8 protein-coding genes are annotated in these 12,748 nt (G+C 63.7%); 1 reads left to right on the top strand and 7 read right to left on the bottom strand.

Features of this window, described 5'->3' with window-relative positions:
• Positions 1–52 precede the first annotated feature (52 nt).
• From WKW79_RS34610 to WKW79_RS34600, 3 genes are read right to left on the bottom strand one after another with little or no spacing between them, the layout of a single operon-like run.
• Positions 53–1,030: an AAA family ATPase gene (locus tag WKW79_RS34610; protein ID WP_340339767.1), complete on the bottom strand. Its 978-nt coding sequence runs from the start codon at positions 1,028–1,030 to the stop codon at positions 53–55.
• 30 nt (positions 1,031–1,060) lie between these two features.
• The gene (locus WKW79_RS34605; protein ID WP_422824025.1) at positions 1,061–3,622 is read right to left on the bottom strand and encodes a fused MFS/spermidine synthase; all 2,562 of its coding nucleotides are present in this window, start codon (positions 3,620–3,622) and stop codon (positions 1,061–1,063) included.
• A 21-nt stretch (positions 3,623–3,643) separates the two neighbouring features.
• Positions 3,644–5,299, bottom strand: coding sequence for an arylsulfatase (locus WKW79_RS34600; RefSeq protein ID WP_340339766.1), 1,656 nt, complete (start codon positions 5,297–5,299; stop codon positions 3,644–3,646).
• A gap of 806 nt (positions 5,300–6,105) precedes the next feature.
• Between WKW79_RS34600 and WKW79_RS34595 the strand changes: the two genes are divergently transcribed.
• Positions 6,106–7,638, top strand: a complete 1,533-nt coding sequence (locus tag WKW79_RS34595; protein WP_340339765.1) for a mechanosensitive ion channel family protein — start codon at positions 6,106–6,108, stop codon at positions 7,636–7,638.
• 232 nt (positions 7,639–7,870) lie between these two features.
• On the opposite strand, the gene WKW79_RS34590 is transcribed toward WKW79_RS34595, so the two are convergent.
• The 4 genes from WKW79_RS34590 to WKW79_RS34575 all read right to left on the bottom strand — a co-directional run.
• Positions 7,871–8,779, bottom strand: coding sequence for an alpha/beta hydrolase (locus WKW79_RS34590; RefSeq protein WP_340339764.1), 909 nt, complete (start codon positions 8,777–8,779; stop codon positions 7,871–7,873).
• Positions 8,780–8,872: 93 nt separating this feature from the next.
• Entirely contained in the window at positions 8,873–10,366 is a 1,494-nt protein-coding gene (locus tag WKW79_RS34585; protein WP_340339763.1) for a wax ester/triacylglycerol synthase domain-containing protein, read from the bottom strand.
• 43 nt (positions 10,367–10,409) lie between these two features.
• Positions 10,410–12,047 (bottom strand): AMP-binding protein, encoded by a 1,638-nt coding sequence (locus tag WKW79_RS34580; RefSeq protein ID WP_340339762.1) that lies wholly within the window; start codon positions 12,045–12,047, stop codon positions 10,410–10,412.
• 52 nt (positions 12,048–12,099) lie between these two features.
• The coding region (locus WKW79_RS34575) for an alkyl sulfatase C-terminal domain-containing protein (RefSeq protein WP_340339761.1) at positions 12,100–12,748 on the bottom strand (649 nt) is incomplete at its 5' end.

The following is a 12,748-nucleotide window of genomic DNA, read 5'->3' as shown; positions in this document are numbered from 1 at the left end:
GTGGAGCCGCTTGCCGTTGAACATCTTGCCCTCGCCCGGCTGCGCGGCCGGCTCAGGCCACCGCCACCTTCTGCACCAGCCTGTCGATGACGCTGTCGGCCGTCACGCGCGCCGCATGCGCCTCGTACGACAGGATCAGCCGGTGCCGGAACACCTCGTGCACCACCGACTGCACATCTTCCGGCATGACGTAATCGCGGCCCTGCAGCCAGCCGAAGGCGCGCGCCACTTTGTCCAGGCCGATGGAGCCGCGCGGGCTCACCCCCACCTGGATCCACTGGCCCAGATCGGCATCGATGGCGGCTGGCTCGCGCGTGGCCTGCACCAAGGCGACGATGTATTGCTCCACCGCTTCGCTCACCTGCATGGCATGGACCTCGGTGCGTGCCGAGAAGATGCTGTCTTGCGCAAGGCGCGGTTCACTTGCACTGCCTGAATGCTTGCCGGCAGATGCTTCTTCGCTGCGCGCCAACCGGACGATCTTCGCTTCAGCGCCGGCTTCCGGGTAGCCCACGTTCAGGTGCATGAGAAAGCGGTCCATCTGCGCTTCAGGCAGCGGATAGGTGCCCTCCTGCTCGATCGGGTTCTGCGTGGCCATCACCAGGAACAACGGCGGCAAGGGGTGCGAAGTGCCGCCTACGGTGACCTGACGCTCTTCCATGGCTTCGAGCAGCGCGGCCTGCACTTTGGCGGGCGATCGGTTGATTTCGTCCGCCAGCACCAGGTTGGCGAACAGGGGGCCTTGCTGGAAGCGGAACTCACCCTTGCCGCCTTCGCTGTAGTAGATCTCCGAGCCGGTGATGTCGGCCGGCAGCAGGTCGGGCGTGAACTGGATGCGCGAGAGCTTCGCATCCAGGTTGCGCGCCAGGCTCTTGATGGCACGCGTCTTCGCCAGCCCCGGAAGGCCCTCGACCAGCAGGTGCCCATCGGCCAGCAGACCGAGCAGCAGGCGCTCGATCATCCGCTTCTGGCCAATGATCGACTCACCCATGCGTTGAGTCAAAGCCAGGATCTCATCGCGTGCGGACATCGTTTCTTCCTCATGTGTTCGGTGACCCACTCAACGTCCCGTCGGCCCGACAAACCAGCGGTAGTACGGGTTGTCCGGATCCTCGCGCATCACCGCCCGAATGTCGCTCGCCCAACCCGCGCGATCCCCTCGGTAGGCGTTCAGCCCGGCGCTGTAGAAGCGCAGCAGCACAGAGCGCTCATGTTCGATGTCGCGCAACACCGATGCGTCCGCACCTTGCAGCGGCGGCTCGCTACGCGCCTGCAGCAACTGCGTCAACTGGCCCGGAAATTCATTGAGCCGCACCCACGAGGCGTACTCGATGCGCGGACGGTCGTCGGTCACCTGTGGCGAATCGCCTGCATAGCGCTCCAGCATGGCACGGTCGCCCACCCACGTTGCCATCAGGGCCGCGGGTGTGGTCACGCCCACCTCGGCAAGTGCGGCGTGCACTGATGGCTGAGCGAAGCGGGCGGCAATGCGGGCACCGTTCAGCACAATAGGCTGCATGGATCCGACCAGCATCATCTCGTGCAACTCCGTGGTCCACAGCGTCGCGTATGGAAAGACGGCGAGAAAACTCTGCACCAACGCGCGCGTGTCGTCGTTGTTCTGGGTCGGCAGCGGGAGCCACTGGGCAATCAGCCCACCAGTCTGCAGGCGCCGGGCGGCCAAGCGGTAGAAATCGGTCGAATACAGGTTGACCACACCCGCGGCCGAAGGTGGCGGCGGCTCCAGCGTGATGAGGTCATAGCGCTGCTCGCTCTGCAGCAGTTCGCGCCGGCCATCGCGCAGGCGGATGTCCATGCGCGGATCGGTGGTGAGCTCGTAGTTGCCACGAAAGTTGGGCGCGGCGCGAACCACTGCCGGCAGCAGTTCGACCACCACGCGTTCATTCAGCCCCGGCCAGGCCAGGAGCGCGCCGGCCGTGATGCCCGTGCCCAGGCCGATCACCAGCGCCGAGCGCGGTTCGCCGCCGTGCACGATCAGCGGCAGGAGCGCCTGCAGTCGCATGTAGCGTCGTGAGGTCATGGCATCGCCGGAATTGGAAACGCCCTGGATGTAGAGCCGGTGGAACCGGTTGCTGCCGCTGCGCTGCTCGATCACCGCCACCGTCGCACCCCGGCTTTCCTCATAGAAGTCCAGCCGGCCTCCTCGTGCCTCGGTCAGCAACTGCGCCAGTCGCTCAGGTGGTGCCATCCACGCGGCCCCGAATACGGCGACAGCCAGCGCCGCCACACCGAGGCGAGCCACCGGTCTCACGCCGTGACCCGCAAACACGCTGATCAGCGCTACCGCGCAGGCACCCACCGCCAGAACCGCCAGGCTGTACACGAGGCCCAGCCACGGCACCAGAACGAATCCCGCCAGGGCCGTTCCGACGATGCCGCCCAGCGTGTTCAGCGCCAGCACGCGGCCCACGCCGGTGCCGACGCGCTGCGCATCCGCTGCCAACCGCAGCGCAATGGGAAAGGCCGCGCCCAGCAGCAGCGTGGGCAAGAAGACCAGGCTGAAACCGGCAACCGCGAAGCGCACGCTCATGCGAATGAGATCGCCAGCACCGAGCGAACGTGCGACCGACTCGGCCACCGACTGCGCCTGAACCAGCCAGGGGCCGAGCACACTCACCTCCAGCAGCGCCAAGGCCCCTGCGCCGCCGATGAACCAGGCAAACGCGCTCCATGGATCGCGCAGCCGGTCGGCCCAACGGGCCACGAGCGCGCTGCCCAGCACCAGCCCGAGCAGGTAGGTGGCCAGCACGATGGCAAAGGCGAAGCTGCGCGTGCTGGTGAACTGCACGATCGCCTGCGACCACACCACCTCGTAGCCAAGCGCCAGTGCACCCGCCAAGGCATAGAGCACCAGAGCCCACTGCACCTGCGCAGGCCGCAGCGCCTCAGCAGCGGAAGTCTCTGCCCGCGAGTGCGACGCTGCCATTGGAGAAGCATTGGCGGCAACCGCTGCCGCGGGCACCCGACCCGCCAGCCATATCGCGCCGGCCGCTGCGAGCAGGTTCAACAACGCCGCGGCCCACGCACTGCCGCGCAGCCCCAGCCATGGAATCAGCACAAAGGCGCCGAGCAGCGTGCCAACAATCGCGCCGAAGGTATTGGCCGCATACAGGCGTGCGCCCGCGCCAGCCAGGCGTTCGAGCGCCGGCGCCAGCGCTCGCATCAGCACCGGCAACGTGCCGCCCAGTAGCGTGGCGGGAACGGCCACCAGCACAAGGGGCAACGCCCAGGCGAGTGGCCCGACGCGTGCCAGCAGCCACACGAAAGACTCAGCCGAGTGACCCAATGCCCAGGTCACCCCCACGCCCAGCACGGCAGCGGCCACTTCGAGCACCGCGTACAGATGCCAGGGGCGCGTGGAGCGGTCCGCCAGTCGACCAAGGACCCCTCCGCCGACAGCCAGGCCGGCGAAGAACGCGCCCACGCCAATACTCACCGCCTGTACATCGACGCCAACGATCAGCGCCAGCTGCTTGATCCACAAAACCTGGTAGACCAGCGCAGCTGCGCCCGAGGCAAACAGCAGTACCGCAGGCCATCGCAGGCGCGGCGCCACTGTGGCGGCAGCGCGCGCCGGAGCGCCCGCGAGTCCCTGACTCAAGATGATGAGCTTCGACGTGGCTTACTTCTTCGCCGGGGCCGCCGCGGGCGGCTTGTTGAATTTCTGCTCAATGCCCTCGTTGATCTTGCGCTGAACATCGTTGATGCCGAACTCTGCCGGCAACTGGCTTGGCGGATAGTCAACGTAGGTTTTCAGGTGTTCGATCGCCTTCGTCTGCGCCATGATCGTCAGGTAGACGTTCTTGGTCTGGAAGTCGTAATACTGGTCGGACACCACGTCCGCTCGTTCGTACGGATCCATACGCAGGTTGTAGAGTTTGGGCAGGCGCAAGCAAGTGAATGGATTCGCCCATACCTGCATGCCTCCGGGCGCCCGCTGCTCGCAGAACACCGCTTTCCAATCGCCGAAGCGCATCGCGACCAATTCGGCGTCGTCGTTGAAGTAGAAGAACTCGTTACGCGCGCCTTTCTGGGATTTTCCGGTCAGCAAGTCGAGTTGGTTGAAGCCGTCGAGGTGCACCTTCCCTGTCTTCGATCCGATCGATGTACCCTTCAGCAGCTTGTCCGTCATGCCTGAGTCACCTGCGGCCGCCACCAGCGTTGGAAACCAGTCGAGGCCCGAGAACATTTCACTGGTTACCTCGCCAGCTTTGATCTTGCCGGGCCATCGCACCATTGCAGGCACTCGGAAAGCACCTTCCCAGTTGGTGTCCTTCTCACTACGGAACGGTGTGGTTGCAGCATCAGGCCAGCTGAATTGGTTAGGCCCGTTGTCGGTGGTGAAGATCACGATGGTGTTGTCGGCGATTTTCATATCGTCCACCGCCTTGAGCAGCTTGCCGACGTTGTTGTCCATCTCGATCATGCCGTCCGCATACTCGTTGCCCGGCATCCCCGCTTGATTTCGCATGGTCTCGCGGACGTGCGTGAACAGATGCATGCGGGTAAAGTTCATCCAAGTGAAAAAGGGCTTGCCCGCAGTGGTCTGGCGCTTCATGTAGTCGATTGCGGCAGCGGTGGTCTCGTCGTCGATCGTCTCCATGCGCTTCTTGGTCAGTGGCCCCGTGTCCTGAATCTTGCCGTCGGCCGAGGCCTTGAGCACGCCACGTGGCGAGAAGTTCTTGACGAAGGGGTCGTTCTTGTCCTGCGGCCAATACGGGCGCTCGGGCTCCTCTTCGGCGTTAAGGTGGTATAGGTTTCCGAAGAACTCATCGAAGCCATGCTTGGTGGGCAGGTAGTCGTCGCGATCGCCGAGGTGGTTCTTGCCGAACTGCCCGGTGGCGTATCCCTGGGTCTTCAGCGCCTCGGCAATCGTGATGTCACGCGCCTGCAGGCCAACCGGCGCGCCTGGTAGCCCCACCTTGCTGAGCCCTGTGCGCTTGGCTGTCTGGCCAGTGATGAAGGTCGAGCGTCCCGCGGTGCAGCTGTTCTCGGCGTAGTAGTCCGTGAACATCATGCCTTCCTTGGCGATACGGTCAATGTTTGGCGTCTTGTAGCCCACGACCCCCTGCCCATAAGCACTGAGGTTCGTTTGTCCAACGTCATCCCCGAATATCACAAGGATGTTCGGTTTCTTTGTTTGGGCCTGATTCTGATTCGGCGGCCGCGTCTGCGTTTGCGCCTCGCCTAGCAGGGGGAGCGCCAGCGTGCCCAAGCCAACGAATCCCGCGACCACCAAGCTCGCGACAACACCCGAATGAGATTTCCACGTGCTCATGAACCTCTCCTTGGAAGTGACGCTCAATATGCACATTCGTCCGAACGCACGCAAGTTGCACTTTGGTGCCGGCAATCGGTTGCATTCCCTTCCCGAAACGCGAAAGCGATGCAAAGCCAGGAGCTAGTCCGGCCCGATTCCTCAAGCTGGATACGAATGCCGCGCCGGTGCGCGGCGAAGCTCCCACGCGCCCTTCCAAGACGCCCAGTTGCTCAACGGCATGCAGTTGCGAGCCAGTCTAGTTCGGTCCAACTTGCCGGAGTGAGAGCGCGACTTGCATGGGAGGATCAGCAGCAGGTGCAATTGGCCAGCACGCTTGCCGCGGCTCAGCACTCCGAATTCGTGCTCTTCAAGTGCATGACCCCTGCGCACAAATGTGCACAGTCTGCGGAAGGTCTTCGAGATGGGTAGTGTGTCGGGTCGTTCGACTCGGTCAGCCCGGAATGGTTGGGTTCTTGGAGCATCGGATCGGCGACGAGATGCTACGCCCGTCTGGGATGCGAATGCGAGCGCAAACCTCTGGCGCGCCGGCCAGCGCACGGGACGGATCGGAGAATACATCTTGGCGGAGCCAACATCGGATTCGGGCATCATCTGCCGCTGGCCCGGCCACGAGGTGTTCATGGCGGGGCGCGGAGGTGCCCTTCATGCAGCGATTCGCTACCGTATTTCAATCGTGCAACTTTTCTCGTTCTGTGGCGTCTTGCTTCCTGACGCTTGTCCTGCTGCTCCCGGCTATTGCGCTAGCCCAGCGGGCGACGGATCGCTCGGCTCCTGCCGGGTCCTCAGGGCAGGCGGACGTTGTGGTGCTGCATCGCAAGGTCGCCCTGCTGCGTGCGCCATTCTTGGGTGTGTCGCCGGCTGATCGCGCTAGCCGTGCCGAAGAGGCCATCGACGTATTGCTGGACAAGGGTGGCCCCGGACGAGTCTCTGTGCGCGACGTCCCGCAGGGCAAGGTGGTGATGGTGGACGACGCGTTGGCGTTCGTCTTGATCCCCGAGGACGCAGACCCCACACGCGGCGAGGATCTTGGCGCGGTGGCGCAAAACGCAGCCACGGCCTTGTCCCGATCCATCGAGGAAACGCAGGAAGCACGTGACAAAAAACGCCTGATGCATGCCAGTGGCTTCAGTCTGCTCGCCACCATGCTGTTTGGGCTCGTCCTATGGGGCATCTGGCGACTTCGCCAGCGCCTGGCCTCGCACACCGCCAATCTGCTCGAGACCAAAGCGGCGGCGATGCAGGCAGGCGGCTTGTCCTTGCTGAACCCGGGCCGGCTTCGCGGCGCGGCGCGCTGGGCGGTCGGAGCGGTTGCCTGGTTGGTGATGGCCATTCTTACCTACCAATGGCTGCAATACGTGCTGACGCGATTCGCCTACACGCGCGCTTGGGGCGAAAAGATGGGTAGTTTCCTGACAGACGCGTCGGGCAAGATTGCTGTCGGCGTGCTGGGCTCGCTGCCCGATCTTCTCGTGGCGTTGCTCGTCTTTCTGCTCGCGCGAGGAGCAACCGCAATTGCCCGCCCGATATTCGACCGCGCTGAACGCGGATGGAGCACTGTACCCTGGCTCGATCGGGACCTCGCTGTCCCGACGCGCCGAATCTTCAACGCCGCCGTCTGGCTGTTTGCCATTGCGATGGCGTACCCCTATCTGCCCGGGGCGAACAGCGAAGCATTCAAAGGCATCTCGGTGCTGGTCGGCCTGATGCTCACGCTGGGCGGATCCAGCCTGGTGGGGCAGGGGGCCAGTGGGCTGCTCTTGATGTATTCGCGTACGATCCGCGTGGGCGAATTCGTGCGCATCAACGACCAGGAAGGCACCGTCACGGAGCTGGGCACATTCACCACAAAGATCCGCACTGGCTTGGGTGAGGAGATCAGCATGCCCAACTCGCTGATCATGGGATCGGTCACCAAAAACTATTCGCGCACCGTCCATGGGCCGGGCTATATTCTGGACACGGTGATGACCATTGGCTACGACACGCCCTGGCGGCAGGTGGAGGCCATGATGGTGGAGGCCGCGCGACGCACCGAGGGCGTGCTTGCATCACCCGAACCCAAGGTCTTCAAGACCGCGCTGTCCGACTTCTATGTGGAGTACCGGCTGGTTTGCCAAGCCATTCCGCAGGAGCCGCGACCTCGCGCCGAGGTCATGCAGCTTTTGCACTCGCACCTGCTGGATATTTTCAACGAGCAGGGTGTCCAGATCATGTCGCCCCACTACTTTGGTGATCCGCAGCAAGCCAAAGTCGTGCCTCGCGAGCATTGGTGGCCGGAGACGACGCGCCGCGCCGAAGAACAAGCGCAGCGCGAGTCCCCTGTGCCGTTGACCTGACACCTCTTGTGATTGAATCTGGCCGATGGAAAGATGAAAATCTGACCGAGCGAGGGCCATTGCTGGGCAGTCGGATTTGCGGGCTGTAGGCGCCAGACCGCATCCGGAGAACGATCCCCCCAAATCGTCGGCTATCTCCGAATGGGTGCAGTAGCGACCTTGGTGATCATCGTCGGTCGTCCCACCAGCGATCACACAGAGAGCGCCACTGCTTCCAACGATATGCGGGACGTCAGAACTCGGTTGGCAAGCTTGTGTGCTCGCCAATGAATGCACCCACCTCATCAATGGCTTGGCGGGACTCAGGCAGCAGGGAGAAGAGTTGGAAGACATGTGGCATACCGGGCCACACTTTCAGGTGCGCGACGACACCGCGAGCACGGGCTCGATCAACGGCTCGCCGGGAATCGTCGAGCAGCATTTCGCTCCCAGATGCATGGAACAACATGGGAGGCAAACCCTCCCATTCGCCGTACAGGGGCGATGCAGAAGGCGATTTCGCTGACGCACCGTTGAGATAGGCTGATTGCACCAGCGCGAGGGCTGACCCGCTGAACATCACGTCACTCATCTCGTTGGTGTGCAACGACGGACCGGTGCCAGCAAGGTCAGTGACGGGGGACATCAACACGGCGCAGGCCGGCAGCGCACGACCTTCATCGCGCGCGCGCATCACAACACCCAACGCGAGATTGCCGCCGGCTGAATCCCCCGCAATGGCAACGCGTTCTGCCGCGATCCCTTGGTCAAGCAACCAGCAGTAGGCCGCAAAGCAGTCGTCCAGCCCCGCCGGCAGCGGGTGTTCCGGGGCGAGTCGATAGCAGGGCATAAGCACTCGCATGCCAGTCTTGTGCGCCAACCTAGACGCCAGTCGGCGGTAAGCGTTGGGAAGGTGGATGCAGAAGGCGCCGCCGTGAACGTAGAGCAACACGCCGCGCTTGGCCGCGCTCGCATCGCCGACCCATTCCGCCGCCCCGCCATGAGTTCGAATCGGCTCGACCCCGAAGCTGCCAAACCAGCGCCTGAGCCATGCGTCGACAGCTGCGGCCTTCACGCGCAATGCTTCTACTGTCGGACCCTTGGACCACAGGCGCTTCAGGGTGAGACGGAGGGCGATATTGACGAGTAGTCGAATGAGCATATTGCGCCGTTTCGGGCGTCCATCACGTTGCACGAAGCCGTCGCCGTCCGTTTGAGGGCGCCTTGGGCACCGCCAGAATGCCTATGGGCTGCGTCAAATTTGATTGGCCGTGCGTCGCGCTCGCTTTCGAGAGTCTGTGCTCTTGCGGGTGTACGGGACGACCTCACTTACGCCCTCGTGCACCCGAGAGGCACTTTTCCGAGCAGCGTGCTTTGCCGCCGGTGAGGGCCTTGCGTCGATGAGTTCGTCGAACGCTTCGGCCGTGTAGCGCGCGAGTTTGTCGACATCAGGGACGGCCTCGGGCATGGCGAGAAATCCAACCTGCAATCGATCGTCCAAGGTGACGGCAGTGACGTTCAGCAACTGTCCGGCAGGCACCACGGAGACCGGTAGCACCATCTCGACGGCGGCGCCCATGAGATATCGCTTTTCAGGAAAACCGAAGGGGTTCGACACCATCAGATTGCTGACGGCAAGACCGCTCTTCAGACCAAGCTTCTCAGCCATCGCCGGCAGGCCGTGCACCAGCGTCGTATAGAGCATCACCGTGTCGCTAGATGATTTCTCCACCACACGCTTGATGGCCTCCGTCTGCGCGCGAATTGCCTGCAAACGTTTCGTCGCGGGCATGCCCGGTGCGCCGAGCGGGAACTGCAGTACGGCAATCTGGTTGCCTCCACCCGCGTTCGCAAGCGCGACCGGCATGGCCGTCACCAGCGCCTTGCCAGGACGCTCGCTCCGCTCCTCAAGATAGCGGGCGAGCGCGATGTCCAGACTCACGAGAAGCAGATCGTTAAGGGTTGCTCCATTGGCCTTGCCGAACGCCTTGATCTCACGGATGGGCAGTGAGGTGTAAGCAAATGATCGCTTTGAAGATGCCTTTCCGGCAAGGGCGCGCGGGATGCCCGTGAAGGGAAGCGACATCCCTTCCACGCCACGCACGCCAAGCGCCTTGAGGCCTTGCTGGGCAAGCATGCCGTACAGCCCCACGGCCGAAGTAGCGGTGCCTCTGACCTTGCTGAGCAGGCCGGACAGTCGGCCTGTCACGGACGCTCGTACGGCGCTTTCCGCAGCTCGCGCCGGCACGCCTTCCCACATTGCCCGCACGCTGCGATCGCCAGGTGACACCGCCAGCCAGTTCGAGATGGCTTGGACGAATCCACGGCCGTCGATGATGCCGTGGTGCGTCTTGCCGTACAGGGCTATCTTGCCGTCTTCGAGGCCATCGATCACGTAGAGGTCCCAGAGCAAGCTCGATCGGTCCAGGGGTGCCTCATGCAGCTCGCATACCTTCGCAGACAGTTGCGCGAAAGTGCCCGGCGCCTGGAGCGTGATGCGATGCACGTGCGCTGCAGGGTCGGCATCGGGATCGGCCTCCAGAGAGGGCACGCCGAGAAGCGGTGCCCGGAGTCTGTAGTTGAACGGAGCCCCGGGCGTACGCCTGAGCATCGCGGCCACGAGCCGGTCGGCGAACGTTGCCCGCGCGCGCGCGGGCGGATCCAGCAGGATCAAGGGGCCGATGTTGAACGGGCGCTCGGGCGTCTCGAGCAGGAACATTGCCAGGTCGATGATCGACAGTCCAGGCATGGCTTGTCTCCTTGCAGTTTCTCGTTTTTGCCTGACGCGATCTTCAAGCCACGTTCCGCAGCTCGCGGCGCAGGATCTTGCCCACGGTGGACTTGGGCAGCGCATCGATCAGGCGCACGACCTTCGGCACCTTGTAGCCGGTCAGGGACTTGCGGCAATGCGCAACGACATCCTCGGCCGTCAAGTTCGAGCCGGGCGCCGCCACGACGAACAGCTGGATCGCTTCGCCGGTCTTCGCATCAGGCACGCCGATGCAGGCGCACTCGGCCACGCCGGGGCAGCTGGTGGCGACGGCCTCGATCTCGTTCGGGTACACGTTGAAGCCCGACACGATGATCATGTCCTTGATGCGGTCGACGATCTTCAGGTACCCGCGCTGGTCGAACACGCCGACGTCACCGGTGCGGAAGTAGCCGTCCGCGGTGAACGATGCCGCATTGGCCTCGGGCTTCTCCCAGTAACCGCTCATCACCTGCGGACCCTTGGCGCAGATTTCACCGGAATGGCCCAGCGGCACTTCGTTGCCGGCGTCGTCGACCAGCTTGATGTCGGTCGAGGGCAGCGGCAGGCCGGTGGTGGCCGAGAATTCCTTGATGAAAGGCGGGTTGATCGACAGGATCGGGCTGGTCTCCGACAGGCCATAGCCTTCCAGGATCAGCTTGCCGGTCACCTCTTCCCAGCGCTTGGAGGTCGCGTCGATCACGGCCGCGCCGCCGCCCACCGACAGGCGCAGGTGCGACCAGTCGACTTCCTTGAGCTTGGGGTGTGCGGCCAGGCCGGCATACAGGGTGTTGACGCCGGCGAACACCGACATCTTCGATTCCTTGAAGGTGTTGATCAGGCCCTCGATGTCGCGCGGGTTGGCGACTAGCCAGTTCTCCGCGCCGAGCGAGAAGTAGGTGATCAAGTTCACCATCAGCGCGAAGATGTGATACAGCGGCAGCGCGGTGACGATCACGTCCTCGCCCGGACGCAGCGTCTCCTTCATGAAGGCCTTGTACTGCTCCGTGTTGGCGACCAGGTTGCGGTGCGACAGGCAGGCGCCCTTCGACAGGCCGGTGGTGCCGCCGGTGTATTGCAGGAACAGCAGGTCGTCGCCGGTGATCGTCGGTGCGGTGTAGCCGGTCGGCTTGCCTTCGGCCAGGATGTCGCCCATCGAGAGCGTGCTGGTCAGGCGTGCATCGATCGCCGGGGCCGGCAGTGCCGAATTCGGCAGGCCGTCGCCAGGGGCGGCGGTGATGATCGTGGTGACCGGCGTTTCCTTGATGATCTCGGCCAGCGTGGGCGTCGAGCCATTGAAGATGAAGACCGTCTTGACGCCTGCATCCTTGAGCTGGTGTTCCAGTTCGCGCGGCGTGTAGAGCGGATTGACGTTGACCTGCACGGCGCCCAGGCGGGCGATGCCAAAGAAGGCGATCGGGAAGGACGCCAGGTTGGGCATCATGACCGCGATGCGGTCGCCCTTCTTGACGCCGATTTCGCGTTGCAGGTAGCTGGCGAAGCGTGCCGACAGGCGGTCGACATCGGCAAAGCTCAGCTTCTGGCCAAAGGAGCTGAACGCCGTCTTGGCGGCGTACTTCTTCATGGCCTGTTCGAACATCTCGGTGACGGAACCGTAGGCGTCGGGATTGATGGTTGCGGGAACGTCGCCGTACCAGGCGAGCCAGTGTCGTTGATTCATTTGCCTTGTCTCAAGTGAAATGCTCAGGAACGAAAAGTCGACGGCGCGCGCCTCAGGGCGTGACAATGTTGAAGTAGGGATCGAAGGTCTCCACGTTGGCGAACACGCTCGCCAGCACTTTCGGATCGCCTTCGACCGTCACCATCTTTGCTTCCACCAGCTCGGGCAGCTTCTTGCCCTGCAACAGCATCGCCAGGAAGGCCGGGCGCGTCAGGGTGAGCTTGACGTCCGGGTTCTTCAGCACGCGGCCCTTGGTGTTGTTGAGCACCGAGTTCGAGAGCTCCAGCGCCCACGTTTCCTTGAGGTCGGTGAACTCCATCTGGATCGCGGCCTTCATGCCGTCGGTCTTCTCGTGGTTGAGCCGCAGCGCGATGAAATCGAACAGCAGCTCGTTGTCCATGCCGCGCACCACGTCCGGGCCCTGGGTGTTGGTCGGCGGCTTGATGACGCCCTGGCGCAACTCGCGCGCGCCCACCAGGTAGGCATTGCGCCAGGTGGCCGCCTCGGCCTGGTAGCCCATCTGCTCGAAGGCATCGGCCTCTAGCAATCGGGCCGCCGTGTTGTTCGGGTTCGCGAACACGATGCGGTTCGTGACCTCGGCGCTCCAGCGATAGTCGCCGTCGTCGAAGGCCTTGCGCGCCACTTCCAGCGCCTTGTCCTCGCCGCCCATGGCCGCGACATAGCGCTTGCCCAGGTCGGCC

The organism is Variovorax robiniae (assembly GCF_037889955.1).
Taxonomy (GTDB): Bacteria; Pseudomonadota; Gammaproteobacteria; order Burkholderiales; family Burkholderiaceae_C; genus Variovorax; species Variovorax robiniae.
Note: the sequence above shows the minus strand (reverse complement) of the source record. Positions and strands in the feature narration are given on the sequence as shown.

Coding starts and splice junctions, on each gene's coding strand:
- WKW79_RS34610 (WP_340339767.1), bottom strand. CDS start 1,030: ATGTCCGCACGCGATGAGATCCTGGCTTTGACTCAACGCATGGGTGAG.
- WKW79_RS34600 (WP_340339766.1), bottom strand. CDS start 5,299: ATGAGCACGTGGAAATCTCATTCGGGTGTTGTCGCGAGCTTGGTGGTC.
- WKW79_RS34590 (WP_340339764.1), bottom strand. CDS start 8,779: ATGCTCATTCGACTACTCGTCAATATCGCCCTCCGTCTCACCCTGAAG.
- WKW79_RS34585 (WP_340339763.1), bottom strand. CDS start 10,366: ATGCCTGGACTGTCGATCATCGACCTGGCAATGTTCCTGCTCGAGACG.
- WKW79_RS34580 (WP_340339762.1), bottom strand. CDS start 12,047: ATGAATCAACGACACTGGCTCGCCTGGTACGGCGACGTTCCCGCAACC.